The sequence below is a fragment of the Polaribacter sp. L3A8 genome (assembly GCF_009796785.1).
Taxonomy (GTDB): domain Bacteria; phylum Bacteroidota; class Bacteroidia; order Flavobacteriales; family Flavobacteriaceae; genus Polaribacter.
Genome location: NZ_CP047026.1, coordinates 1868743 through 1895139, shown reverse-complemented (window position 1 = coordinate 1895139; position 26397 = coordinate 1868743). Strand labels below are relative to the sequence as shown.

Sequence of the window (26397 nt, the reverse complement as noted above, 5' to 3'; positions counted from 1 at the left end):
ACTTTTTTTTAATGTATCTTTGTTAGGAGTGCTTCTTTTTAAAAACTTATAAAGAATAAAACAACTCTTTTTAGTAACCAACTTTTAGTATAAATGGAAAAAAATTCAGAAAATAAACAGCCTGTAGTTGAAAATCATAAAATTGATGATAGAATTGCAGCAGTAAGAGATTTAATTTTTGGCGAAAACATGCAACAATACAGCAGTGAATTTGCTGATGTTTACGACAAAATTAAAACACTTAAAGATCAAACTGAAAAAAATATTTCAGAGTCTGTTACAAACCTAGAAAATAAATTAGCTGATTTAGAAAGTTTGATGGAACACAAGTTTCAAGACTTAAATGACGATTTAGATAAAAAATTAGCCGATTTAGATGATGAAAAAGCAGATAGAAAAAAACTAGGTAAAGCTTTAGAGAAAATTGCATTGATGTTGCAAGAATAAATGAAAAAAAAAACTGTAGATAACAATAAAGACAATCGTTTTGAGTTGCTCAGAGACCTTTTATTAACTGAAGATAGAGAAAAGTTTAATTCCCTTAGTGAAGAAATTATTCTAAGAGAAAAACTATCTAAAAGAGTTGCTCCACTTGTAGATGAGAAAATCTTAGATTTACGTAAAAACTTTTCAAGAGATTTTGGAGATACAATTACAGAAACTATAAAAGTTCAAATTAGAGACTCTCAAGACGAAGTTGTAGAAGCCTTATACCCAATTATGGGTAAAATGGTTAAGAAATTTATTGTTGCAGAAATTACAAAGTTATCCGATAGAATTAATAAAACGATAAAAGAAAAATTCTCTATTCAAGAAATTCTTAAAAGATTCTTTAAAGGAAAAAGAAACGATGCAGGTATTGTTTTAGAAGAAGTTTTTGAATTTGTTATCGAAGAAATTTTTGTGATTGAAAAAGAATCTGGTTTACTTTCTGGAAGCTATTCTAGAGGTAGTATTGCAGATAAAGACATGATTTCTGGTATGTTAACGGCTATTAAATCTTTTGCCGAAGATGCTTTTTCTAAAGAAGGCCAAGATTTAGAAAATATAAAGTTTGAAACTTTTCAGCTTTCTATTAAAAATTTTAAAACAATTTATATTGCCATTGCAACCTCGGGTGTTTTAACGGAAGAACATACAGAAGAACTATCTGATAATATAAATAATTTAACTGAAATTATTTTAAGAGATCGTTCTTATTTGTCTGATGAAGAACGCTTAAACCAATTAATATTTAACGAATTAATTAAAGAATAAATAATCAATCATAATTTATGAAAGCAAAAAAAGTACTACTAGTTGGTAATTTTGGTGTTGGTAAAACTTCATTAATTAGAAGGTTTGTTTTAAATGAGTTTTCTGAGGATTACATTAGTACTATTGGCGTAAGAGTAAGCAAAAAGGTAGTGGAGTATAAGAACGAAACTATTAAATTAATGATTTGGGATGTTGCAGGTACAAATGGTAATGAGAAAATACCGAAAGCCTATTTTTTAGGCTCTCATGCAGCAATGTTTGTGTTTGATCTTAGTAGAGAGGAAACTTATGTGACGATTGATGAAAACTTAAACATGATTAGGGAGTTGTCTGGTTTGCAGAATATAACTATTGTTGGTAATAAAAAAGATTTACTTTCTGATAAAGAATTAGAAAACGTAATACAGAAGGTTTCTGTAGACATAGATCTAATTACGAGTGCAAAAGAAGATGAAAATGTAGCCGATGCTTTTATGAAATTAACCAGTGAAACTTTAAAATAATATTTATTGATACCTGCAAAAATAGAAGATGTTTTTTTACAACTAACTACTGATTATTCAGGAGTTATAACAAATATTATTGCGGGAAAATTTACTAAAAAAGAATTTGTACTTAAAGAATCTATCTATGATGCTTGCCCTTTTTTAGAAGGTACTTTAGAAGCGCTACCTTTAAAAGAGTCTTTTCTTTTAGAAGGGATGATTCTGAGTTCGGAGTCAATAGAATACAACATAGATTTAGAAATTTTTAAATCTGATAGTTCAATAGATATTTTAATACATAATAGAACAAATGTATATAAGTATGTAAGTGAACTGAATCAGAATAGAAATGATATTTTCTTTATCAAAAGAGAACTTGCAGAAAAGAACATTGAATTAGATGTATTGCGAAAAATTGCTGACAAGGCAAATGAAGAAAAATCACGATTTTTAGCAATTATGAGCCATGAAATTCGAAACCCACTGAACTCAATTCTTGGCTATGCAGAAATGATTACATCAGAGAAACTGAATGAAAAGGCTGCAACATATATAGCAAATTTATCAACTTCTGGTAAAAACTTAAAAGTTATTGTTGAAGATATTTTAGATTTATCTCGTATTGAAGCAGGTAAATTAAGATTGGCGTCTGAGCAAGTTTCTATTCAAAAAATTATTCAGAATTGTAAAAATGATTTTGAACAGTTACATACAAACCAAGCAGTAGAGCTCGTTTTTATTACTTCTAGTAAGTTACCTAAACTTGTTTTAGGAGATGCTGTTAGAATTCAACAAATACTAGCAAATTTAATAGGTAATGCTATAAAATTTACGAGTAAAGGACGTGTTATTACAAGTGTAAAAGTGGCTTCTGAGTCAGCGAAATTGGTGAAGATCATTTTTGAAGTTACGGATTTTGGTAGAGGAATGTCTAAAGAGCAATGCTTAAAAATATTTGAAGAATACCAACAAAACGAATTAGATGATAATAGAATTCATGGTGGAGCAGGTTTAGGTTTGGCGATTGTAAATCGCTTAATTTCTGCTATGAATGGAAATATTTCTGTTGAAAGTGAACTAAATATAGGAACTTCTTTTTTTGTTGAAATTCCTTTTTCTAAAATAAAAGAATTACCAAAACCATTAGAAGGAGAAAGTCTTAAACAAGGTAATAAGTCTTTAAAAGGTAAAAATATTTTAGTGGCTGATGATGATATTATGAATCAAACAATAGTTGCACATATTTTAGGGAAAGAAAAATCTAATTTAACCCTTGTAAACGATGGTTTAGAGGCGCTAGCTAAAATAGAAAAAGAAACTTTTGATGTTGTTTTATTAGACATTAACATGCCAAATATGACTGGTGAGGAGTTGATGAGAAAGTTACCTACTGTAAATATGAATTCAAAAACACCGTTTATAGCTTTAACTGCAAATACGTCTAATGAAGATTTAGAAAGGTATTTAGCTTTAGGTTTTTCTGGTGTAATTTCTAAACCTTATACAATTGCTGGTTTTGTAGATAAAATTAAAGCTGCTTTGTAATACTTAGTGTCTAGAGAATAGTGGAAGAGTTGCAACACGAATCAAGCAATTGATGATTTTTTAAATTTATGTTTTTGAATAAACAAACATAATAATTATTTACGCTCCATAAAATCTTGAAAAGCATCTTGACTAATTGCTTTACCTAAAGAATCTAATTCTGTAGCCGCTTTACCTTCTTCTAATATTGGCTTTTTGCCTACATAATCATATAAATAAAGTCCGTTTTTAGTTAATGTGCCAAACCCTTTATTAAATATATAATGTGAATATTGTTTGTTAGAGGTGTTAAAGATGTTTTTACTGAATTTAAAGTCTGTATTATCTCCTTTTAGCAAGTCTAGTAGTGTATAAGGTAAATCTATTTGACTTGAAATATTATCAATTTCAATTCCTTTTTTGGTTAATGCACCGCCCAACCATAGCATTGGTATTTTAAATTTTTTAGGTGAATTAAAAGCTCCTTCGTGTTTTGGAGAGGAATGTCCGTGATCTGCAACAATAATAATTAAGGTGTTTTTATACCAAGGTTGCTGCTTTGCAAATTTTATAAAATTACCTATTGTTTTATCTGTGTATGCGTGTGCGCTTCTAAACTTATTCTCATCCGTATCTTTACCAAATTTATATTCATCAGGAAATTCATAAGGCTCATGACTTGTAAGCGTTAATGCAATTTTAAAAAAAGGTTGGCTTTGTTTTTCGGATAAATCTTTAGCAAAACGTTTTATAAAAACATGATCATGAGCGCCCCATTTAGAGTTCCAGTCTTTTTTGTCAAAATCATTTCCATCCACAAAATTGGTAATTCCTGCATTTCGTAAATAGGTATTCATGTTACCAAAGTTTAAATCTCCACCGTAATAAAAGGAAGTTTTGTAACCTAAATCAATCATTTTTTTAGGTAACATTGGTAAGCTTCTTGTTTTATTTGGCATTTTCATAATGCTCTGAGTCGGTTGTGGATAATAACCGCTTAAAATAGCAGGAATTCCTTTATCTGTTCTATCTCCATTTGCATAAAAATTTGTGAATAGAATTCCTTCTTTAGAAAGTTTGTTGAGGTTTTCTGTAACGTTAGGCTCGCCACCTAAACAGCCAACAACTTTTGCGGTTAAACTTTCCCAAACAATTAAAATTACATTGGGTTTTGTTGTATTTAAAATGCTATCTGTATTTGCTGTTAAAAGTTGATTTCTTCTTTTGTTGATGATGCCTTTTGCTACTTCAGTATCAAAAAATTTATACACATTTTTAGTACTAGATTTGTGAGTAAGTGCGTTAAAAAAGTTCCAAACATAATTAATGGATGCATGGTTAGCAAACATTTTACTAGAAAAATAAACGTTGCTTTGGTTAACAGGTATGGTTTGTAAACCACCTCTTACAGGTATAATTAGGGCGGCAGTTATCAATAGAAAAATAAGAGATTGTAGCCAGAAAGCTCGTTTAACTTTACCAATTCTCTTAGTAATTACTTTATTAAAAATTTTAATAAAAACAAATGAAGTTATTACCCAGAAAAGTGTGCCCGTAATTTTTTGAAACGTAGATGCAGAAGCAATCATAATTTCTGGAGTATTTAAATACTTTAATAAAGAAGTGTCTAAACGAGTGCCCCAAGATTGGTATAAACTAGCATCAATAATTAATAATAAGCTTAAAAAAATAAGAAGAATTGCAGAATACCATTTTATGAAACCACCTATTTTTTTTGGGTTGATAAAAACAGAAAAAAGGATTGCTAAAAAAGGGATGAAACATAAATAAGCAGCAAAAGAACTGTCTAGTCGTAAGCCGTAAACAAATGTTTTTAGTGTAGTTAAGATTCCTAGCTCTTTTGTTTTATCAAAATAAAAAAACAGAAAAAATAAACGGGCAAACGCAAAGTATCCAATCCATAAAAGATAATAGTAAATATTAAATAAAAGTCTGTTTTTAAATGTTTTCAAGGAGTAGGAATTCTATGAGTTAATTGGTGTTACTTTTTTGTGATAAAAAAATTAAGAGTTTTCAGATACTTTTAAGCGGGCCTTTGCAGTTACAGAAACATCAGAATAATAGTTGTTTAAATACTTTAAATATCCAGTAATGGCAATCATTGCAGCATTATCCGTTGTATATTCAAATTTAGGAACATAGGTTGTCCATCCAAAATGTTTTTCGGCTAATTGTAAACGAGCTCTAATTTCAGAATTTGCAGAAACCCCACCAGCTATTGCAATGTGTTTAATACCTGTTTGTTTAACAGCATTTTTTAATTTATCCATTAAAATTTCTACAATAGTATATTGAATGGAAGCACAAATGTCATTTAAGTTCTCTTCAATAAAGTTTGGGTTTATTCTTACCTGTTTCTGAATAAAGTATAAAATTCCGGTTTTTAATCCACTAAAACTAAAATCTAAATCACCTACTTTAGGTTTTGTAAATTGAAATGCTTTAGGGTTTCCTAATTTTGCATGTTTGTCTATTAATGGACCACCAGGATATTTTAAACCTAAAATTTTTGCAGATTTATCAAAAGCTTCACCAACAGCATCATCTATGGTTTCACCTAAAACTTCCATTTCAAAGTGATTGGTTACTTTTACAATTTGTGTATGTCCGCCACTAATAGTTAAACAGATAAAAGGAAAAGGAGGCATTTTGCAGTCTTTTTCTTCAATAAAATGCGATAAAATATGCGCTTGCATGTGGTTTACATCAATTAAAGGAACTTGTAAACCTAAGGCTAAAGATTTTGCAAAAGAAGTACCTACTAACAAAGAGCCCATTAAACCAGGACCTCTTGTAAATGCAATTGCAGACAAATCTTCTTTACTAATATTTGCTTGTTCTATTGCTTGTTGTACCACCGGTACAATGTTTTGTTGATGTGCTCTAGATGCTAATTCTGGAACAACACCGCCATATTTAGAATGTATTTCTTGGTTTGCTACAACATTACTTAACACTTTTGCGTTACAAATTACAGAAGCACTTGTGTCGTCACAAGAAGATTCAATTCCTAATATATAAACCTGTTTTTCCATTAAAAATGATAATTTAAAGCAAAATTAAGGATAATTTTAGGTTGTCGTCCTTTTTTAGAGAATAGAAATTTAATTCTTTGTTAAATTTGCACGTTCTTTGTAATAATTGGCAATGTTTTTGATTCGTTTATATCATCTTTGTTACATTCATTTTAAATAGAAATCATTATCAAAAAAGTTGGGAAAATAATACTAAAATGGCTGGGGTATATTGTGCTCTTTTTGCTATTTATAAGTGTTTTGCTTTCTGTGCCCGCTATTCAAACAAAATTAGGGAACTACGCTACTCAAAAACTAAATGAAGATTTTAAAACGAATATTTCTATAGAAAAAATAGATTTATCTTTTTTAGGAAATGTACAGTTAAAAGGAGTTGAAGTTAGAGATCATCATCAAGATACTTTAATCTTTGTAAAAAAATTAACTACTTCTATTTTAAACGCAAAAAAAGTTTTAGAAAGCGAAGTTAATTTAGGTGATATTTCTTTAGACGGTGGGTATGTTTATATGAAAAAATATAAGGGAGAAGAGGATGATAGTATGGCTGTTTTTATAGATGGTTTTAATGATGGTTCTCCAAAAGATTCATTGGCACCTAAATTTATATTAAGATCATCTAATGTTTATGTAAATGATTTAAACTATAAATTGATTGATAATAATCGTAAAAGTCCAGTCTTATTTACGGCATCCAATGTAGGCGGAAATTTACAAGATATGTTAGTTTACGGACCGGATTTTTCTTCAAAAATAAGAGGACTCTATTTAACTGATAATAGAGGGTTAGAAGTAACAAGTCTTACTACCGATTTTTCGTATTCTAAAACTGCAATGCATTTTGTAAATACAACATTACAAACTAGAGAGTCAGAAATTAAAGCAACCATAAATTTTGCATACAAGAGAGAAGATTTGGTAGACTTTAATAATAAAGTAGATATAACAGCATCCTTTGTTAAAAGTAAAATTTCTGTGCAAGACTTAAAAAAGTATTATAATGAGCTAAGCGGAAATGATGATATATATTTCTCTGGAGGTTTAAAGGGAAAATTGAATAATTTTTCTTTAAATAAGCTTTGGTTAACTTCTAGAAAAGGAATTAAAGTAATTGGCGATTTAGATTTTGTAAATGCTGTTGACTTTGAAAAAGGTTTTGTTTTTAGAGGTGATTTAAGAGATTTAACAGCAACTTATAGCGATTTAAAAAGTGTTTTACCAAATGTTTTAGGAAAAACGTTACCCTCTGAATTTATAAAATTCGGAAAGTTTACAATTAAAGGAACAGTACATGTTACACCCAAGGAAATAAAAGCAAATTTAGATTTAGAGTCGGAAATAGGTGCTGTTGTTTCCGATTTGCAAATTTCTAATATTGATGATATTGATTATGCAGCTTATAACGGAAAAATTGCATTAAATAAATTTAATATTGGCGAATTATTTAACGACCCTTTATTTGGGGAAGCCTCTTTAGAAGGAGATGTAAAAGGTAGTGGATTTAAGCTAGAAAACATTAATACTTCTTTTATTGGTACCGTTTCTGAGCTCAATTTTAAAAATTATACGTATAAAAATATTGATGCAAATGGGCAATACCAAAACAATAAATTTGATGGAGATTTAAAAATTGATGACGTTAATTTTAAAATGAAATTTAATGGGTTGGCAGATTTATCTACCGATGTAAATAAGTTTGATTTTAAATCTAATATTGAATATCTAAATTTAAAAGAAACAAACCTTTTTACAAGAGATAGTATTGCTGTTTTAAAAGGAGATATAGAGTTAGATGTAGAAGGGAATACATTTGATGATATAACAGGTAAAGCTACGTTTAAAAATGTTTTATATACCAATCAATCAGAAGAGTATAACTTTAAAGAATTTAATGTAACATCTTCTTTAAAAGATAGTATTAAAACGATAGAAGTAGCTTCTAAAGACATCGCAAAAGGATACCTTTCTGGTAAGTTTTCTTTTTCTGAATTGTTACCCGTTGCACAAAATGCTTTGGGTAGTATTTATACAAATTATACACCTTACCCTGTAGCGCCTAATCAGTTTTTAGATTTTAATTTTACCATTTATAATCAAATTGTAACCGTATTTTTTCCTGATATTTCTATAGACGATAATACAAAAATTAAAGGAAAAATAAAGGCAGATAAAAATCAATTGAGATTAACTGTTTCTTCTCCAAAAATTGAAGCTTATGGCAATGAAGTAAAAGATCTTTTGTTAAGGACAGATAATCAAAACCCGCTTTATAATTCGCATTTAACAGCCTCTGAAGTACATACAAAATATTATGATGTTTCTAAGTTAAACCTCTTAAGTTTAAATCAGAATGACACATTATATTTTAAATCGGTATTTAAAGGAGGGGTAAAGAAAAACGAAGATTTTAACCTAGATTTCTTTTATACCTTTAATCCAGAAGGAAAATCTGTGGTTGGTTTTGAAAAATCGTCATTTATATTTAAAGAAAATACGTGGGAAATTAATCCGGATGTGTTTAATAAAAACAAAGTTACTTTCAATATAAAAGAAAATGATTTTAATTTTAGTCAATTTAAATTAACCTCAGGCGAACAAAAAATAGAATTTTCAGGCACTTTAAAAGGAGATTCAGAAAAAATACTTTTAGCAGATTTTACAAAAGTAAAACTGCAAAGTTTTTTACCTAAAATAGATAGTTTGTCTTTAAAAGGAAAACTTTCTGGCCATTTAGACTTTGTACAAAATAAAGGTATTTATAGTCCAGAAGCTTTGTTATCTATTAACGATTTTCAGGTGAACAATTTTAAGCAAGGAGATTTGTCTTTAAATGTTAAAGGAGATAATTCTTATGAAAAGTATCATGTTGATTTGTCTATAAATAATGAAAAAGTAAAAAGTATTGCAGCAACAGGTTCTTTAGATTTTTCAGAAAAAAGACCATTGATAGATTTAGAGGTGTATTTAGAAGAGTTTGGTCTAGATGCTTTTAGTCCACTTGGGCAAGACGTTTTATCCTCTATAAGAGGAGTAGCAAGTGGCGATTTTTCTTTAAGAGGTTTTTTAGGAAACCCAGAAATGGAAGGGATACTTAGGCTAAAAAATGCAGGTTTAAAGTTTCCGTATTTAAATGTAGATTATGATTTTGAAGGGGAATCTATTATAAGCCTACAAGAACAGTCTTTTATATTTGAAGGAGTTTCATTAATAGACACTAAACATAAAAGCAAAGGGAAACTTATTGGAGATATTACCCATTTAAATTTTAAGAAATGGTTTTTAAATATTGAAATAGAAAGTAATAATTTATTGGTTTTAGATACCGAAAATACAGATGAAGCACTGTATTATGGTACCGCTTTTATAGATGGTGTTGCTAATATTACAGGTTTAACAGATCAACTATCTATAGATATCAATGCTAAAACAATGGCCGGAACCAGATTTGTAGTTCCTCTTAAAGATGTAGAAACGGTAGATAGTTATAGTTTGATTCATTTTAAATCGAAAGACTCTGAAGTTAAAAAAAATCAAAAAGAAGTTGCTTTAGAAGCTATTAAAGGATTGTCTTTAAATATCGATTTAGATGTTACAAAAGATGCCACAGCTCAGGTAGTTATAGATGAGGTAAATGGAAGTCAGTTAACCGGTTCAGGTAACGGAAATCTTCGAATAGAAATAAATACGCGAGGTAAATTTAATATGTTTGGTGACTATACCATTAATAGTGGAGTTTATGATTTTAAATATGGAGGTATTGTAAACAAACCATTCTTAATACAAAAAGGAGGAACTGTTTCTTGGAATGGAAACCCTTATGAGGCAAATTTAGATGTTACCGCAATTTATAAAGCAAAGGCAAACCCAGGTGTTTTATTACAGAATTTTAATTCTAATAGAAAGATAGAAGTAGATTTGGTAACCAGAATAACAGGAGGGTTGTTTAGCTCTAAGCAAGATTTAGATATTCAATTAACCAACGTAGACCCAACAATAGCAAGTGAGTTAGAATTTATTTTAAATGATAATAATGTAAACGAAAAAACCACACAATTTATATCATTACTTGCTTTTGGTAATTTTGCAAACCCAGATAAAGCAGATTTTAGTGCTAGTGAAACTTTTTCTAATACAGCTTCTAGTGCAGTTTCTACAGCTTTTTCTAGTTTATTAAATAATCCTGATGGTAAATTTCAATTAGGTGTAGATTATCAACAAGGATATAGCGGAAGTGATGTAGATAGGCTTAATATAGATAATCAGGTAGATGTTTCTGTAAGTACACAAGTGGGGGATAAAGTGATTATTAATGGAAAAGTAGGTGTGCCTGTAGGTACGCAAACTCAATCTAGTGTTGTTGGTGAAGTTAAAGTAGAAGTTTTATTAAATAGAGAGGGTAACTTTAGAGGAGTTGTTTTTAATAGACAAAACGAAATACAATATTCTACAGAAGAAGATGGCTATACACAAGGAGTAGGTCTTTCTTATCAAGTAAATTTTAACACCCTTTCTGGCTTATTAAGGAAAATAAGAGGTAAGAAAAGAGAACCCAGAAAACCAAAAGCAACTGTTAAGAAAGATTCTCTTAAGAAGTTAAAAGATAATTTAATTAATTTTGAAGGAAACTAAAAAAGTTACTATTTATTATTAAATGTGATTTTTGTCATTTAATTTTCTTGTTTTCGTTGTTAATTTTGTGTTTCAAAAAATTAACAAATTAATAATGAAAACGATCCAAATTGTTCTACAAAAAGCAGTTATTTTTCACCTATAATTGCGGTAATTAGCCTAAAACGATTTCGTAGTTTTATTATTTTAAATGGGTATAAAGCAGTAAATTTACATCAGATATATGAAGAAAATAAAAAAAATAGCAGTTATGACTTCTGGGGGAGACGCTCCAGGAATGAACGCCGCAATTAGAGCTGTAGTTAGAGCTTGTGCTTATTATAGTTTAGGTTGTGCAGGGATTTATAGAGGATATGAAGGTTTAATTGAAGACGATCTAGTAGATTTAAATGCAAGAAGCGTTCATAATATTATTAACAAAGGAGGAACTATTTTAAAATCGGCTAGATCTAAAGGATTTAGAACTAAAGAAGGTAGACAAAAAGCGTACGAAAACTTAGTAGAACGTGAAGTAGATGCCATGGTTGTAATTGGTGGAGATGGATCTTTTACCGGAGCAGTATTGTTTAACGAAGAATTTGGTTTTCCTGTAATAGGGATTCCAGGAACTATTGATAATGATATTTTTGGAACATCACATACACTAGGGTATGATACCGCTTTAAATACAGCCGTAGAGGCAATTGATAAAATTAGAGATACAGCATCTTCACATAACAGACTTTTCTTTGTAGAGGTTATGGGGCGTGATGCCGGTTTTATTGCTTTAAACGCAGGTGTAGGAGCAGGTGCTGAGGAGATTTTAATTCCAGAAGAGGACTTAGGTTTAGATAGATTATTAGAGTCTTTAGAGAAAAGTAGAAGAGCAGGTAAATCATCTAGTATTGTTGTAGTGGCAGAAGGTGATAAATCTGGTAAAAATGTTTACGAACTAGCTAAATATGTAGAAGAAAACTTACCAGAATACGATGTAAGAGTTTCTATTCTTGGTCATATGCAAAGAGGAGGATCTCCTTCTTGTTTTGATAGGGTTTTAGCGAGTAGATTAGGTGTAAAAGCAGTAGAGTTATTGTTAGATGGTAAAACCAATCTAATGGTAGGTTTAAAAGATAATAAAGTAATTAGTACAGATATTAAAGAAGCAATTTCAGGTGGTCATTCAATAAACTATGAATTACTTAGAATTTCTGATATTATAACAACATAGAATAATTAATTAAAAATTAGTAAAATGATTAAAATAGGAATTAACGGATTTGGTAGAATTGGAAGATTAGCATTCAGATCTACAGTAAATAGAAAAGACGTACAAGTAGTAGCAATTAATGATTTATTAGACGTAGATTATTTAGCTTACATGTTAAAATACGATTCAGTTCACGGAGCATTTGATGGAACTGTTGATGTAAAAGACGGTAAATTAATTGTAAACGGTAACGAAATTAGAATTACTGCAGAAAGAGATCCAGCTAACTTAAAGTGGAATGAAGTTGAAGCAGAATACGTAATTGAATCTACAGGATTTTTCTTAACAGAAGAAACTGCTGGAAAACACTTAGAAGCAGGAGCTAAAAAAGTTGTTTTATCTGCACCTTCTAAAGATCATACACCAATGTTTGTAATGGGTGTAAATAATACAGAATTAAAAGCAGATCAAAAGATTTTTTCTAATGCATCTTGTACTACAAACTGTTTATCTCCTATTGCAAAAGTATTAAACGATAACTGGGGAATCTCAGAAGGTTTAATGACAACTGTACATGCTGCAACTGCAACTCAAAAAACTGTTGATGGTCCTTCTATGAAAGACTGGAGAGGTGGACGTTCTGCTATTGGTAACGTAATTCCTTCTTCTACTGGTGCTGCAAAAGCTGTAGGAAAAGTAATTCCTGCATTAAACGGTAAATTAACTGGTATGGCTTTTAGAATCCCTACTATGGATGTTTCTGTTGTTGATTTAACAGTAAAATTAGTAAAACCAGCTACGTATGCAGAAATTTGTGCTGCTATGAAAGCTGCATCTGAAAGTGGACCAATGAAAGGTGTTTTAGGATATACTGAAGATATGGTTGTTTCTCAAGACTTTGTTGGAGATACTCGTACTTCTATCTTTGATGCAAACGCAGGTATCGCATTAAATGATAACTTCGTAAAAGTTGTTTCTTGGTATGATAACGAAATTGGTTATTCAACTAAAATCGTTGATTTAATTGAATATGCTGCTTCTTTATAGAACTCAAAATAAATTCAATAAAAAAACCTGGTAGATTAATTTCTATCAGGTTTTTTTTAGTTTTGAATACTGAATACTGAATACTGAATACTGAATACTGAATACTGAATACTGAATACTGAATACTGAATACTGAATACTGAATACTATTTTACAGCAATAGCACTTATTTCTACATTAACAAATTTAGGTAAGTTTGCTACTTCTACAGTTTCTCTTGCCGGAGCAGTTTCTTCATTAAAATACGCTGCGTAAACAGCATTTATTTCTCCGAAGTTATTCATATCAGAAATAAATATAGATGTTTTAATTACGTTTTCGAAAGTCATATCAGCGGCAGCTAACACTTCTTTTAAATTTTCCATAACTTGTGTTGTTTCTTCTTTAATAGAGTCTAAAACAAGTTCTCCTGTATCAGGATTAATAGCTATTTGGCCAGAAGTATATAAAGTGTTTCCACTTAATACCGCTTGGTTATATGGGCCTATTGGAGCTGGTGCTTTTGTAGTTGTTATTATTATTTTCATTTTTCTTAAAGTTTCAAAGTTTCAAAGTTTTTATTTTTGCTAACTGCTAACTGCTAACTGCTAACTGCTAACTGCTAACTAGAATAACCTTCTATCTGCTGGTTTGTTTTTATCCCACTTAAGATCTGATAACACAGAAGATTTTACCCCAATAAAAAAGGTATAAGAAGAATTTGTACCAAAAGGAACCCAGTTAAAATTAAATTGCCAGCTATCTAAGTCTCTGGTAAAATTAAATCTAGAAAACGTAAATGCACCTCCTTTAACATCATACCCAGAAGAATAACCCATTTTCCATTTAGGAGATAACTCTAAATTACCACTAAACATAATACTGTGTATACCTATATTTCCACCATCTATACCATTATTGGTGTAACTTGTAGAATATGCTAAATTGATAGACCAAGGAATGTCTGATCTATATAATTTTGCTTCTTTGTTCTTATCTTTTTCTTCAGTATTAATGCCTTTTTGTTCTCCAAATCGATCTGTTGGGTTTATATCTGCACCAATAACATCAGGAGTGTTATTTGCGTTGTTGTTTTTTTGTTTGTCTTTCTTGTCTTTATCAAAATCAGCACTAGAGATAGAATAATTAGCTGTTAAACTTGCATTGGTTAAACGTAAGATGTTTGCATTGTATTCATTAATTCTTACTCCATTACTGTTTACTTTATAAGGATCCATAGAACCACTTAAGTTAACAGATAGCTTATCTTTAAATAAACGTGTTCCTGCAGAAAAACTTACAGGAGACCATCTTAAACTGTCTGCAGCAATATTATATGAACTACTAAAATTTAAATTATTTAAAATAGTAATTTTTTCATCCTCTTCATCGCTTTCGGGGTCTTTTGGTGCTACCTTGGCCTCAATTACGTTGTTTAATGAAATACCAATAGAGTTACTTAAGCCAGAAGATGGAGCTCCGTAAATACCTTGGTCATAAACGGTGTAGTCTAATAAATCAGTAGCATCTGCACTTTGTTGTACTTGTTGTATGTATTTATCTTTAAAATCGGGTCTGTAAGAATAAGAAACGGAAGGTCTAAAAGTATGTCTAATTGTTTTTAAGCGTCCTTTCTTAAAATTGAATGTACCATAAATATTTGTAGATAAACTTAAACCAGCGTTGTATTCTCTATAACTTTTAAAACCTCTAAGTGTATCGGTTACTACAACATTGTCTGTAATGTCGTAGTTTTTTTGAATATAATCAAATTGCCAAGTTTCTTCATAATTAGCACTTGGGGATAACGTAAAGTATTTAAAAGCCTTTATGTTTGTGCTGGTTCCTGTTTTGTGTTGTACACCAGATCTTGCAGTTTCAAACATTTTAGGGGTAAAAAACTCGTCATCATTTGTATTAATTAAATACTGACCTTGCATGGTGTAATTAAAACCCATTTTTTGAATAGGAGTTTTTTGTACACCACCTTTTCCTGCAAATGGGTATACTCTGTTCATGTTTACCGTTAACGATGGTAAAGTCATCGTAATTTCTTCTGTATTTGTATTTTGTTGATGACTCGCCGTAAGGTTCATGTTAAAAGGCGTGCCAACAAATGTTTTACTGTAATTTATAGAAGAACTAAGTGTGTTTGTTTGTGTCTGAGAAACATTAAATTGATTTTGAGATTCTCTAAAGAACTTACTACTACCTAAGTTTACAGAAGCTGTAAATCTAGAGTTTGGGCTTGCTTTTGCATCTTGACTATGAGACCATCTGATATTAAAATTGTTTGCTTTGCTATAATTATCAAATCCTCTAATTCCGTTAATGTTATTTTCAAAATTTAAACTAAAAGAACCACTAAAACGATATCTTTTTCTGTAATTAGAAGAGATTCTAGAACCCCAACTTCCGTTAGAATAGACATCACCCAAAACGGTTAAATCCATATAGTCGCTAATTGCAAAATAATAACCACCATTTTGAAAACCAATACCACGATCACTACTACCAGTATCAAAAGCCGGAATTAAAAAACCAGAAACACTTGTTTCTGTTATCGGAAAATAAGCAAAAGGTAAAAAGATTGGTGTAGGTATGTCTGCTAAAACTAAATTACTTGTCCCTACAATGATTTTTTTTCCGGGAACTAATTTGGCTTTGTCTGTTGCAATATAATAATCGGGTACTTTCTTTTCTGAAGTAGTAAAACGTATGTTTCTAATGTAAACTGTAGAATCATTTACACGTTTGGTTTTTTCACCATAGGTAAACATTTCTCCTTGTTTGGTTTTTAGACCATAAATTAAAGCCTTTTTACTTTTTAAATTATAAATAATAGAATCTTGTTCAGATTCTTGGCTACCTTGTTTAAAAACAGGTCGCTGTGTATATCCTGTGCTATCTATAATTCCTTTAGCAAAAACCGTGTTTTTTTTATAATCTACAACTATTATACCTGCCTTTAAATCGATGTCTGTATACGTAATATTCGCTTCATTATAAAGAGTAACTGTTTTGTTCTTTGCATCCTGAATAGTATAATCTTTGGCAACGTGTACAATAAGGTCTTCTATAGTTTCTTTAGGCTTTAAAGAGTCTAACGCAATGGTGTCCGTTTTTCTTAAGGCTAATGAATCTTTTTTACCATTAAAAATAGAGTCTTTCTTAGAAGTAGAAAGTGCTGTTACATTTTTAGATTTTAGCTCTTGAGAAAAGCCTATTTCTATAAAAAATATAGCGCAGAATAAAAGAATGTATGATAGGTTTGTTTGCAATGCTTTAAATGCTATTTTTGTATAAAGGTAAAAGTATGGCTCAATATTTGGAACACCAAATTTGAAAAGCCAAAATTAGTTAAATTTTATTGATGCATTTTAAACAAAATAACAAAATTAATATCAAAGTAAGAAATCTTTTAATTTTTCTCTTTGCATTCTCCTTTTTGATGAATTCATCATCGGTGTTTGCGCAGAAAAAATACGTAATAGTTATTGATGCAGGCCATGGTGGTAAAGATCCTGGTAACTTAGGAAATGGCTATAAAGAAAAGAATATCGCCTTAAAAGTTGCTTTAAATGTTGGTAAGAACTTATCTAAAAAGAAAGATATAAAAGTGCTTTATACACGTAGCAAAGATGTTTTTATTGATTTATGGAAAAGGGGGGATATCGCAAATCATGCAAAAGCCGACTTATTTATTTCTATACATTGCGATTCTCATACATCAAATGCCTACGGAGCAGGAACTTTTGTTTTGGGTTTAAGAGGAAATAAAAAAAATTTAGAAATCGCAAAAAGAGAAAATGCAGCAATTTTCTTAGAGGATAACTATAAAGATAAATATGTTGGTTTTGATTCTAATTCTGCTGAATCTGTTATTGGATTATCTTTGTTACAAGAAGAAAATTTAGATAGAAGTTTAGCGATGGCTAGCTTAATACAGAATAACTTTGCCTTTAAATTAAAAAGACACGATAGAAAAGTTAAACAAGATAATTTTCAGGTATTAAGAGAAACCATTATGCCTAGCGTCTTGGTAGAATTAGGGTTTTTAACAAATAAAACAGAAGGTAGGTTCTTAAACTCTAAAAAAGGGCAAGATCAAATGGGAGATGCTATTTCAGATGCGGTTTTAAACTACATTAGTAATTTAAAATTAAACACGGTTTTAAATAATGTAGTAGAAGATAACGCATTTGAAAGTGTTGAGTATAAAGTTCAAATTGCTTCTGGAAGAAATAAAATACAAACTAAATCTTATAATTTTAAAGGGTTAAGAGATGTTGAAAGAGTTTCTATCGGTCAATTCTATAAATATTATTTTGGAAATACTTCTAATTATAATACTGTAAAGCAATCTTTAAAGGTTGCTAAATCTAAAGGGTATACATCTGCATTTATTGTAGCGTTTATGAATGGTAAAAAGATATCTGTTCAAGAAGCTATTAAAATGCAGTAGTTTTGATGGTTTCAACCAAAAATTATTAGTAATATTGTTGTTAAATTTTTATGGATGTCTAAAGAATTAAAAACAGGAATTGTAGCGATTGTTATTATAGCCATATTTATATGGGGCTATAATTTTTTGAAAGGTCAGAACTTGTTTGATGCTAATACACGTTATTTTAAAGTAGAATATACCAATATTGGTGGACTTACAGAGTCTAGTTTGGTTACAATTAACGGACTAAAGGTTGGTAAAGTTGTAGGTATTGGGTTTAATAAATCAGAAGATAAAAAAGGTCAGTTAGTAGTTCGTTTTGCTATTGAAAAAGATTTTAATTTTTCTAAAAATAGTATTGTAAAAATATATTCACCAAGTCCTTTGGGTGGGTCTAATTTAGCGATTATACCTAATTATGAAGGGGCAGATGCTGTTTCTGGAGATTACCTAAAGGGACAAATTGAGTCAAGTTTATTTACTTCTATTGGAGAACGTTTAGATCCAATTCAAGCAAAGTTAGAAAATGTGATGATTAGTGCAGACTCGTTATTTAAAAATGTAAATAATGTTTTAGATTTAAATACTCAAAACAGCTTAAAAAATTCTGTTAATAATTTAGAACATACTTTAACAGAGGTTAAAAAAATGATGTTATCAGTAAATGGTATGATTGCATCTACATCTAATGATTTAACTGAAAGTGTTAAAAATACAAAAGTAATTACAGCAAATTTTGCAAAAGTTTCTGATACTTTAGCAAATGCTAATATTGGTGGAATTTTAAGTAAAGCAGAGGTTACATTAAATTCTGTTAATTTAATGTTGGCCGGCATTCATTCTGGAGAAGGAACAATTGGTAAATTAGTTACAGACGATGCTATGTATAACAATTTAACATCAATGTCTAAAGAATTGGAAAACTTACTAAGAGAAATGAAGGTAAACCCAAAAAGATTTGTTCATTTTTCATTATTCGGAAAAAAAGCAAAAGCTTATACACCTAATAAAGACGCTGAATTAGAAAAAGAAGCTAATAAATAATTTTATAAAAATTTAACTGTTATGCAATATTTACCAAACATACTTTTTGCCTTAGTCCTAATTTTAGGAATCGGTTTTTTTGTGATGAATATTCGCAAATTATCAAGAAACATTAAATTAGGTAAAGATGTAAACAGAACTGATAAAAAACCAGAACGATTAAAGAATATGATTAAGATTGCGTTAGGGCAATCTAAAATGGTAAAAAGACCATTATCAGGATTTCTTCATATTGTTGTTTATGTAGGTTTTATCATTATTAATATAGAAGTTTTAGAAATTATTATTGATGGTCTTTTTGGTTCTCATAGGATTTTTAGTGGTGTTTTAGGGGATACTTTTTATGGATTCTTAATTGGTTTTTTCGAAGTTTTAGCAGCATTAGTTTTTATAGCCGTTGTTGTTTTCTGGTTACGTAGAAACATATCTAACATTAAACGTTTTCTAAGTAAAGAGATGAAAGGTTGGCCTAAAAATGATGGAAACATTATTTTATATTTCGAAATGGTTTTAATGACATTGTTTTTGGTGATGAATGCTACAGATATTCATTTTCAAGAAGCAGGAATTGGAAACCCTATCAGTCAGTTTATTGCACCATTTTTTGATGGTTTTTCACCAGAATCTGTTCATACTATTGAAAGAAGTGCATGGTGGATTCATATTTTAGGAATTTTAGCTTTCTTAAATTATTTATATTATTCTAAGCATTTACATATTTTATTAGCATTTCCAAACACCTATTTTGCGAACTTAAATCCTAAAGGACAATTCACCAATTTAGAATCTGTTACTAATGAGGTTAAGTTAATGATGGATCCAGATGCAGATCCTTATGCAGCGCCACCAGAAGGAGAAGAAGAAGCGGTACCAGAAAAATTTGGTGCTTCGGATGTTACAGATTTAAACTGGGTTCAGTTACTAAATGCATATACATGTACTGAGTGTGGTAGATGTACATCATCTTGTCCTGCAAATCTTACCGGAAAAGAATTATCACCAAGAAAAATCATGATGGATACTCGTGATCGTTTAGAAGAGGTTGGTAGAAATATTGATGCTAATAAAGGAACTTTTGTTGATGATGGTAAACAATTACTAAACGATTATATTTCTCCAGAAGAACTTTGGGCATGTACAAGTTGTAATGCTTGTGTAGAAGAGTGTCCTGTAAATATAGACCCATTATCTATTATTATGGATATGAGAAGATATTTAGTAATGGAAGAAAGTGCAGCTCCGCAAGAGTTGAATATGATGATGACTAACATCGAAAATAACGGTGCTCCTTGGCAATACAACCAACAAGATAGGTTGAATTGGGCTAATGAAGAGTAAACAGTTTTTCAATTAATAATTATCAATTACGAATTACTTTAATTCATAATTCATAATTCAAAATTTGTAAATTATGATAGTACCTACAATGGCAGACATGATGGCTCAAGGAAAACAACCAGAAGTATTATTTTGGGTTGGTGCAGCAGGAAGTTATGATGATAGAGCCAAAAAAATATCGAGAGCATTTGTAAAAATATTACATCAAGCTAATGTAGATTTTGCTGTTTTAGGAACAGAAGAGTCATCTACAGGTGATGCTGCAAAAAGAGCTGGAAATGAGTTCTTGTTTCAAATGCAAGCAATGATGAACATTGAAGTATTGAATGGTTACGAGGTTAAAAAAATTGTTACTTGCGATCCGCATTCATTTAATACCTTAAAAAATGAATATCCGAGTTTAGGAGGGAAATATGAAGTTTTTCACCACACACAATTCATTCAGAACTTAATTTCTGAAGGACGCTTAAATATTGATGATACTTCATTAAAGGGTAAAAGAGTTACATTTCATGATCCTTGTTATTTAGGAAGAGCAAATGAAGTGTATGAGTCACCAAGAGCGTTAATAAAAAGGTTAGGAGTAAACTTAACGGAAATGAAACGCAACAAATCTACAGCTTTATGTTGTGGAGCCGGAGGAGCACAAATGTTTAAGGATGCAGAAAAAGGTGATAAAGAAATTAATGTTTTAAGAACCGAAGATGCTTTAGAAACCAAGCCAAATATTATTGCAACAGGTTGTCCGTATTGTAATACAATGATGACTGATGGAATAAAATTCAAGGAAAAAGAAGCAGAGGTAGAAGTTAAAGATATTGCAGAATTAATTGCTGAAGCTAATAAGCTATAATTATGAAAAAGTTTTTTTTACTACTGATTTTTAGTTTGATAGTTATTGCTTGTAACAAAAAAGAAGTAAAAAAAGAAACAATTAAAGAGGAACCATCTATTGTAATAGATTCCATTAAAGAAACTGTAGAAGAAATAATAGAAGTACCTGAAATTATTTTTACTATTCAAATAGCGGCGTTAAAGTATAAAAATACTGAGTTTGTTAATCTTCAAAATATTCAATTTTTTGAAGAAGATAATTTAACTAAATATCGATTAGGTACATTTTCTTCTTACAAAGAAGCACACGTATTTAGAACTTCTATTTTAAACAAGTATCCAGATGCTTTTGTACAAGCTTTAAAAAATGGAAAGCCAATAAATATTAAAGAAGCTTTAAAATTATAACAATTAAATGTTTGTAAACGAAACAGTTTCTAACTTTCCAAGTATTACAGAAATAATTTTTAAACCCATCAATAAAAAATATTTAAAAGTTATTTTATTGAATGTTATTTTAACTTTTTCAGCAATTTTAATAGGTCTTTTTTTAGCAGATTATTTTAATGTTTTTGAAAAAACAAGCAAATATGTTTACCTTTTCTACATCGTTTTTATTGTTGTTTATTTTGTTGTAAGCCTTTTATTTTATGTAAGTTTTAAAAAAAGAAAATATGCAGTAAGAGAAAAAGATATCACTTACAAAAGTGGTGTTTTTTTTATAAAATTAACAACGGTTCCGTTTTCTAGAATTCAGCACATAGAAGTAGATGAAGGACTTTTTTCTAGGTTTTTTAAACTAGCATCTATAAGTGTGTTTACGGCAGGAGACAGTAAAGACGATTTGGTAATTAAGGGGATTGCAAAAGAAACTGCGTTAGAAATTAAAGAATTTATTAGTACTAAAATTAATGAATAACTCTTTTGATTTTTCTAATTTTTCAAAACAATCTTCGAAAGGGATTTTTGTAATTTATATGAATCAAATTTACAAGACAATAAAAACAATTTGGGTTTTATTGTTCTTTGGTATTAAAGATTTTTCTAAAATCACTAATTTAAGTACAAACTATATCTACTTAATTTTAGTCTTTATTTTACTTTTTTTATTAGTTAGAGCTTACTTAATTTATAAGAACTTTTTGTTTAAAATAGAAAATGAACATTTTATTTTAAAAGAAGGTATTTTAAACAAAACCAACACATCCATTCCTTTTCATAGAATTCAGAATATTAATTTTAAACAGAATCTTATTCAGCAAATTATTGGTGTATACGAAGTAAGTATAGAAACGGCCGGCTCTAAAGATACAGAAATAGCAATTAAAGCTTTGCCTTTATTTAAAGCAGAAGCATTAAAAGAAATAGTGTCTAAAAGTGCTAATTTTGATAAAAAAATAATTATTGATGATGATAAAAAGCCACTTGTTAAAATCGGAATAAAGGAGCTTTTTAAAGTTAGTCTTACAGAAAATCATCTTCAAAATTTAATACTATTTTTAGCGCTTATTATTGGTTTTTATCAGCAAATAGAGCAGGTAATTGATTCTTTAGGAAGAACAGAAGTTTTAGATGGTTTAATCGCCGAAAGTACAGATGCGCTTTCTACAAGTTTTTTCTTAGTAACTATTTTGTTGATTTTTTTAACTATAACAGCCTTAATGACTTCGTTTGTTAAAATATTTTTAGTTCATTTTAATTTAACGGCTTATTTAAAAGAGGATGCTTTTGAGATAAATCAAGGTTTGTTTACAAAAAAATCAATTGTATTAAAAAAGCAAAAAGTTCAAAGTATTACAATTTCTACCAACCCTTTAAAACAATTAATTGGTATCTCATTTATTACTTTTAAACAAGCAGTAAGCGGTAAAGTTAATGTTAAAAAACAAAAGTTAATTCGTATTGTGGGGTGTAAAAAAGAACAAGTTGAGATTGTAAAATCAAGTTTATTTGATTTTTACGAGCTTGAAAATGGAAAGAAAAACCGTCCAGACAACTATTATAAGCGAAGAATATTTAGTGTTACTTTTTTGTTTACAATTATTTTATACGCAACTTTGTATTTCATTTTTTTACAACTAGAAATTTTATATTCAGCTATTTTAGTATTTCCTTTTTTTTCCTTTTTAATCATCAAAAAAGTTAATAAACGTTTTTATAAAATTACAGATAATATGTTGTTAGTTGGTAGCGGTTTAATTGAAACTCACTTAACATATTTAGAGGTTTTTAAGGTTCAGAATATAACAATGGAGCAAAGTTTTTTTCAAGTAAAGAGCAATGTTGCAGATATTATATTACAAACTGCTTCAGGTAAAATCAATATTCCGAGTATCCGTTTAGAAGATGCCATTAAAATTTATAATCATACTTTATATAAAGTAGAAACCAGTAAGACATCATGGATGTAAAGAGTTATATAAAAGCCGCTCGTTTAAGAACTTTGCCGCTATCTATTTCAGGAATTATAGTAGGTTCTGCTTTGGGTATCGAATCGTTAGAGATGGAGGTTAGTATTTTTAAATCGCCAATTTTTTGGTTGGCAATTTTAACCACAATTGGTTTTCAAGTATTGTCTAATTTTGCCAACGATTATGGAGACGGAATAAAAGGTTCTGATAAAAATAGAACAGGAGAAGCACGTATGGTTTCATCTGGCGCAATTACTCCAAAACAAATGAAAATGGCAATGATAATTACTACTGTTATCACCTTAATAATAGCATTGTTATTAATTTATGTTTCTTTTGGAAAAGAAAACTTTGGATATTCAATTTTATTCCTTGGCTTAGGAATTGCATCAATAGCTGCAGCAATAAAATATACTGTTGGTAATTCGGCTTACGGTTACAGTGGGTTTGGTGATGTTTTTGTATTTTTGTTTTTTGGTTTGCTAAGTGTATTAGGAAGTTATTTCTTATATACAAAACACATTAATTTAGAGGTTTTTTTACCTGCAATTTCTGTTGGTTTACTAAGTACTGCTGTTCTTAATCTAAATAATTTAAGAGACAGGCAAGAAGATAAAAAGAATCATAAAAACACCTTAGTGGTTAAGCTAGGAAATGAAAAAGCAAAAAAATATCATTACTTTTTAATTTTCGGTGCGTTAATTTCTGCTTTAGTGTATGTGTTTTTAGATTTTATAACGATATATCAACTTATTTTTTTGGTTGCATTTGTTCCGTTACTTAATAATATAATAACAGTTGCACAAAACAAAATTCCGGCAGAACTAGATAGCGAGTTAAAAAAAGTAGCTTTAAGTACGTTTTTGTTTGCTATTCTTTTTGGAATAGGTCAAATTTTATAATTTAAATACAGTTTTAGTATGAAGATTCAATTTTTAGGACATTCTTGTTTTTCTATAGAAATAAATGGAGTATATATTTTAATAGACCCTTTTATTTCGGGTAATACATTAGCAGCGCATATAGATATATCTAGTTTAAAAGCAGATTTTATTTTGTTAACGCACGCACATCAAGATCATGTTTTAGACGCGCAAGTAATTGCAGAAAGAACAAAGGCTGTTATAATTTCTAACTATGAGATTGCTATGTATTATGGCGCAAAAGATTTAAATGTGTTTGCTTTAAATCATGGTGGAACTTTTAAGTCAGAAGTGTTTTCTGCTAAATATGTAAATGCAATTCATACTTCCTCTTTTGCAGATGGTACCTATGGAGGAGAACCTGGAGGTTTTGTAATTTCATCAAAAGATAAAAATTTATATGTTGCAGGTGATACTGCTGTAACTATGGATATGCAATTGATACCAATGTTTACGAAATTGGATGCTGCTATTTTACCAATTGGTGATACTTTTACAATGGGAATAGACGATGCAATTATTGCAAGTAATTTAGTAGAGTGTAATAAAATAATAGGTTGTCATTTTAACACTTTTCCTCCAATAGAAATAGATGTTAATAATGCTATAGCTAAATTTGCATCAAAAGGAAAAGAATTAAACCTATTGGGAATAGGCGAACATATAAACATATAAAATGAAAACAATAAAAATAATTTTAGGAATCATTTCTGCAATTGTAGTTGCATTTCTTCTTACTGGTTTAATTGTAAAAGAAACAGCTTATAAGGTTCAGGTAACTGTAAATAAGCCTGTTTCAAACGTTTTTGAAGCTTTTAATAAATCAGAAGACCTAAAAAATTGGATTCCAGAAGTACAGTCTTTCGAAGTTTTAAATGACAATCCTGGTAAAACGGGTAGTATCTATAAAATTGTTGTTCTAAATCAAGGACAAGAGATTGCCATGACAGAAAAAGTGATGGCCTATGTACCAAATGAAAAAGTAACCTTGTTTTTTGATGCAGAAGGGATGCTAAAAAAAGATGATTATACTTTTACTGAAAATGATGGAGTTACAACCATTACTTTAAATGCAAGCTGCCAAAGTGAGACTTACTTAATGGCATGTGTTTTTCCTTATTTTAAAGGAACTTTTATAGAACAAGACCAGTCGTACTTGAATAATTTTAAAGAATTTGTAGAAAAAAAATAATTTTACTTTTGATTAAAGCAACCTACAAAAAATACATCCTTAATTTTAAAAACCCAAGTGGAACATCGCGTGGAGTTTTAAAAACAAAAGAAACCTGGTTTATCATTTTAGAAGAAAATGGTAAAAGAGGTGTGGGAGAAACTGGTTTATTTAGAGGTTTAAGCTTTGATGATGTAGCAAGTTATGAAGAAAAATTAATTTGGGCTTGTAATAATATTAACAAAGGTTTAATTTTTTTACTAAATGAACTTCGTCTGTTTCCATCCATACAATTTGGTTTAGAGCAAGCTTTTTTATCACTTAAAAGTAAGGATTCGTTTCATTTATTTCCATCAGAATTTACAAAAGGAAATAACTCTATTGCTATAAACGGGCTCATTTGGATGGGCGAAAAAGAGTTTATGAAAAAGCAAATCAAAGAGAAATTAGAAACCGGTTTTTCTTGTATCAAAATGAAAATTGGTGCCATCAATTTTGATGCTGAAATAGAATTATTGACATCCATTAGAAAAGAGTTTTCTTCTAATGAAATAGAATTAAGGGTAGATGCAAATGGAGCTTTTAATCCTAAAAACGCATTAGAAAAATTAGAAAGATTATCAGCATTAGAAATACATTCTATAGAACAACCCATTAAACAAGGTCAAATAGAAGAAATGGCAGCTTTATGTGCAAAAACACCTTTACCAATTGCACTAGATGAAGAGTTAATTGGCATTTTTGCAGCAGAAGAAAAAAAGCAGTTATTAAAAACAATTCAGCCTCAATATATTATTTTAAAACCGAGTTTAATTGGCGGTTTTGCAGGGAGTTTAGAATGGATTGAATTTGCAGAAGAAATAAATGCCGATTGGTGGATTACTTCTGCCTTAGAAAGTAATATTGGGTTGAATGCAATTGCTCAATTTACGCATACATTACAAAACAATTTACCACAAGGTTTAGGAACCGGTGGTTTATTTACAAATAATTTTACAAGTCCGTTAGAAGTTAAAAACGGAACATTACACTATAACCCAGCACAAAACTGGCATTTTAATTTATAAAT

Annotated in this window: 22 protein-coding genes; 18 read left to right on the top strand and 4 right to left on the bottom strand. The window is 29.7% G+C overall.

What is annotated here, in order from left to right; all coding sequences use genetic code 11:
- Positions 1-93: 93 nt before the first annotated feature.
- Genes GQR92_RS07735 through GQR92_RS07720 form a run of 4 tightly spaced genes read left to right on the top strand, consistent with a single transcriptional unit; the run spans position 94 to position 3287 of the window.
- Positions 94-447 carry a hypothetical protein gene (locus GQR92_RS07735; protein ID WP_158838560.1) on the top strand — a complete coding sequence of 118 codons (354 nt, stop codon included), beginning with the start codon at positions 94-96 and terminating at the stop codon, positions 445-447.
- Positions 448-1257 (top strand): cell envelope biogenesis protein OmpA, encoded by an 810-nt coding sequence (locus tag GQR92_RS07730; protein ID WP_158838559.1) that lies wholly within the window; start codon positions 448-450, stop codon positions 1255-1257.
- 17 nt (positions 1258-1274) lie between these two features.
- On the top strand, positions 1275-1760 hold the full coding sequence (locus GQR92_RS07725) for a Rab family GTPase (protein WP_158838558.1): 486 nt from the start codon (positions 1275-1277) through the stop codon (positions 1758-1760).
- Between the two features lie 6 nt (positions 1761-1766).
- Positions 1767-3287, top strand: coding sequence for an ATP-binding response regulator (locus GQR92_RS07720; RefSeq protein ID WP_158838557.1), 1521 nt, complete (start codon positions 1767-1769; stop codon positions 3285-3287).
- A gap of 95 nt (positions 3288-3382) precedes the next feature.
- On the opposite strand, the gene GQR92_RS07715 is transcribed toward GQR92_RS07720, so the two are convergent.
- Positions 3383-5239 carry an LTA synthase family protein gene (locus GQR92_RS07715; RefSeq protein WP_233270065.1) on the bottom strand — a complete coding sequence of 619 codons (1857 nt, stop codon included), beginning with the start codon at positions 5237-5239 and terminating at the stop codon, positions 3383-3385.
- Between the two features lie 51 nt (positions 5240-5290).
- Positions 5291-6322, bottom strand: a complete 1032-nt coding sequence (gene tsaD / locus GQR92_RS07710) for a tRNA (adenosine(37)-N6)-threonylcarbamoyltransferase complex transferase subunit TsaD (RefSeq protein WP_158838556.1) — start codon at positions 6320-6322, stop codon at positions 5291-5293.
- A 213-nt stretch (positions 6323-6535) separates the two neighbouring features.
- On the opposite strand from tsaD, the gene GQR92_RS07705 reads away from it, so the two are divergent.
- The 3 genes from GQR92_RS07705 to gap all read left to right on the top strand — a co-directional run bounded on the left by GQR92_RS07705 (position 6536) and on the right by gap (position 13181).
- The gene (locus GQR92_RS07705) at positions 6536-10948 is read left to right on the top strand and encodes a translocation/assembly module TamB domain-containing protein (RefSeq protein ID WP_158838555.1); all 4413 of its coding nucleotides are present in this window, start codon (positions 6536-6538) and stop codon (positions 10946-10948) included.
- A 223-nt stretch (positions 10949-11171) separates the two neighbouring features.
- Positions 11172-12155, top strand: coding sequence for a 6-phosphofructokinase (pfkA, locus tag GQR92_RS07700; RefSeq protein WP_158838554.1), 984 nt, complete (start codon positions 11172-11174; stop codon positions 12153-12155).
- A 24-nt stretch (positions 12156-12179) separates the two neighbouring features.
- Positions 12180-13181 (top strand): type I glyceraldehyde-3-phosphate dehydrogenase, encoded by a 1002-nt coding sequence (gene gap / locus GQR92_RS07695; RefSeq protein ID WP_158838553.1) that lies wholly within the window; start codon positions 12180-12182, stop codon positions 13179-13181.
- Positions 13182-13327: 146 nt separating this feature from the next.
- Here gap and GQR92_RS07690 read toward each other — a convergent pair whose 3' ends face one another.
- A complete protein-coding gene (locus GQR92_RS07690; protein WP_158838552.1) occupies positions 13328-13708 on the bottom strand; it encodes a Rid family detoxifying hydrolase in 381 nt (126 codons plus the stop codon).
- Positions 13709-13786: 78 nt separating this feature from the next.
- Positions 13787-16441 (bottom strand): putative LPS assembly protein LptD, encoded by a 2655-nt coding sequence (locus GQR92_RS07685; RefSeq protein WP_199269198.1) that lies wholly within the window; start codon positions 16439-16441, stop codon positions 13787-13789.
- A gap of 92 nt (positions 16442-16533) precedes the next feature.
- Between GQR92_RS07685 and GQR92_RS07680 the strand changes: the two genes are divergently transcribed.
- From GQR92_RS07680 to GQR92_RS07630, 11 genes are all read left to right on the top strand, one after another.
- Positions 16534-17625 carry an N-acetylmuramoyl-L-alanine amidase gene (locus GQR92_RS07680; RefSeq protein ID WP_158838551.1) on the top strand — a complete coding sequence of 364 codons (1092 nt, stop codon included), beginning with the start codon at positions 16534-16536 and terminating at the stop codon, positions 17623-17625.
- A gap of 54 nt (positions 17626-17679) precedes the next feature.
- Positions 17680-18651 carry an MlaD family protein gene (locus GQR92_RS07675; protein WP_158838550.1) on the top strand — a complete coding sequence of 324 codons (972 nt, stop codon included), beginning with the start codon at positions 17680-17682 and terminating at the stop codon, positions 18649-18651.
- A gap of 21 nt (positions 18652-18672) precedes the next feature.
- Positions 18673-19989 (top strand): (Fe-S)-binding protein, encoded by a 1317-nt coding sequence (locus tag GQR92_RS07670; RefSeq protein ID WP_158838549.1) that lies wholly within the window; start codon positions 18673-18675, stop codon positions 19987-19989.
- A 73-nt stretch (positions 19990-20062) separates the two neighbouring features.
- Positions 20063-20842, top strand: a complete 780-nt coding sequence (locus GQR92_RS07665; RefSeq protein ID WP_158838548.1) for a (Fe-S)-binding protein — start codon at positions 20063-20065, stop codon at positions 20840-20842.
- A gap of 2 nt (positions 20843-20844) precedes the next feature.
- Positions 20845-21231 (top strand): SPOR domain-containing protein, encoded by a 387-nt coding sequence (locus GQR92_RS07660; RefSeq protein ID WP_158838547.1) that lies wholly within the window; start codon positions 20845-20847, stop codon positions 21229-21231.
- Positions 21232-21238: 7 nt separating this feature from the next.
- Positions 21239-21742, top strand: coding sequence for a PH domain-containing protein (locus tag GQR92_RS07655; protein ID WP_158838546.1), 504 nt, complete (start codon positions 21239-21241; stop codon positions 21740-21742).
- A complete protein-coding gene (locus GQR92_RS07650) occupies positions 21735-23234 on the top strand; it encodes a PH domain-containing protein (protein WP_158838545.1) in 1500 nt (499 codons plus the stop codon). The genes GQR92_RS07655 and GQR92_RS07650 overlap by 8 nt, the downstream gene beginning before the upstream one ends.
- Positions 23225-24136 carry a 1,4-dihydroxy-2-naphthoate octaprenyltransferase gene (gene menA, locus GQR92_RS07645; protein ID WP_158838544.1) on the top strand — a complete coding sequence of 304 codons (912 nt, stop codon included), beginning with the start codon at positions 23225-23227 and terminating at the stop codon, positions 24134-24136. The genes GQR92_RS07650 and menA overlap by 10 nt, the downstream gene beginning before the upstream one ends.
- An 18-nt stretch (positions 24137-24154) precedes the next feature.
- Entirely contained in the window at positions 24155-24832 is a 678-nt protein-coding gene (locus GQR92_RS07640; protein WP_158838543.1) for a metal-dependent hydrolase, read from the top strand.
- A gap of 1 nt (position 24833) precedes the next feature.
- On the top strand, positions 24834-25349 hold the full coding sequence (locus tag GQR92_RS07635) for an SRPBCC family protein (RefSeq protein ID WP_158838542.1): 516 nt from the start codon (positions 24834-24836) through the stop codon (positions 25347-25349).
- Positions 25350-25357: 8 nt separating this feature from the next.
- The gene (locus GQR92_RS07630) at positions 25358-26395 is read left to right on the top strand and encodes an o-succinylbenzoate synthase (protein WP_158838541.1); all 1038 of its coding nucleotides are present in this window, start codon (positions 25358-25360) and stop codon (positions 26393-26395) included.
- Positions 26396-26397: the final 2 nt, after the last annotated feature.

Coding starts and splice junctions, on each gene's coding strand:
- GQR92_RS07735 (WP_158838560.1), top strand. CDS start 94: ATGGAAAAAAATTCAGAAAATAAACAGCCTGTAGTTGAAAATCATAAA.
- GQR92_RS07730 (WP_158838559.1), top strand. CDS start 448: ATGAAAAAAAAAACTGTAGATAACAATAAAGACAATCGTTTTGAGTTG.
- GQR92_RS07725 (WP_158838558.1), top strand. CDS start 1,275: ATGAAAGCAAAAAAAGTACTACTAGTTGGTAATTTTGGTGTTGGTAAA.
- gap (WP_158838553.1), top strand. CDS start 12,180: ATGATTAAAATAGGAATTAACGGATTTGGTAGAATTGGAAGATTAGCA.
- GQR92_RS07635 (WP_158838542.1), top strand. CDS start 24,834: ATGAAAACAATAAAAATAATTTTAGGAATCATTTCTGCAATTGTAGTT.
- pfkA (WP_158838554.1), top strand. CDS start 11,172: ATGAAGAAAATAAAAAAAATAGCAGTTATGACTTCTGGGGGAGACGCT.
- menA (WP_158838544.1), top strand. CDS start 23,225: ATGGATGTAAAGAGTTATATAAAAGCCGCTCGTTTAAGAACTTTGCCG.
- GQR92_RS07665 (WP_158838548.1), top strand. CDS start 20,063: ATGATAGTACCTACAATGGCAGACATGATGGCTCAAGGAAAACAACCA.
- GQR92_RS07670 (WP_158838549.1), top strand. CDS start 18,673: ATGCAATATTTACCAAACATACTTTTTGCCTTAGTCCTAATTTTAGGA.
- GQR92_RS07655 (WP_158838546.1), top strand. CDS start 21,239: ATGTTTGTAAACGAAACAGTTTCTAACTTTCCAAGTATTACAGAAATA.
- tsaD (WP_158838556.1), bottom strand. CDS start 6,322: ATGGAAAAACAGGTTTATATATTAGGAATTGAATCTTCTTGTGACGAC.
- GQR92_RS07660 (WP_158838547.1), top strand. CDS start 20,845: ATGAAAAAGTTTTTTTTACTACTGATTTTTAGTTTGATAGTTATTGCT.
- GQR92_RS07640 (WP_158838543.1), top strand. CDS start 24,155: ATGAAGATTCAATTTTTAGGACATTCTTGTTTTTCTATAGAAATAAAT.
- GQR92_RS07650 (WP_158838545.1), top strand. CDS start 21,735: ATGAATAACTCTTTTGATTTTTCTAATTTTTCAAAACAATCTTCGAAA.
- GQR92_RS07690 (WP_158838552.1), bottom strand. CDS start 13,708: ATGAAAATAATAATAACAACTACAAAAGCACCAGCTCCAATAGGCCCA.
- GQR92_RS07675 (WP_158838550.1), top strand. CDS start 17,680: ATGTCTAAAGAATTAAAAACAGGAATTGTAGCGATTGTTATTATAGCC.
- GQR92_RS07680 (WP_158838551.1), top strand. CDS start 16,534: ATGCATTTTAAACAAAATAACAAAATTAATATCAAAGTAAGAAATCTT.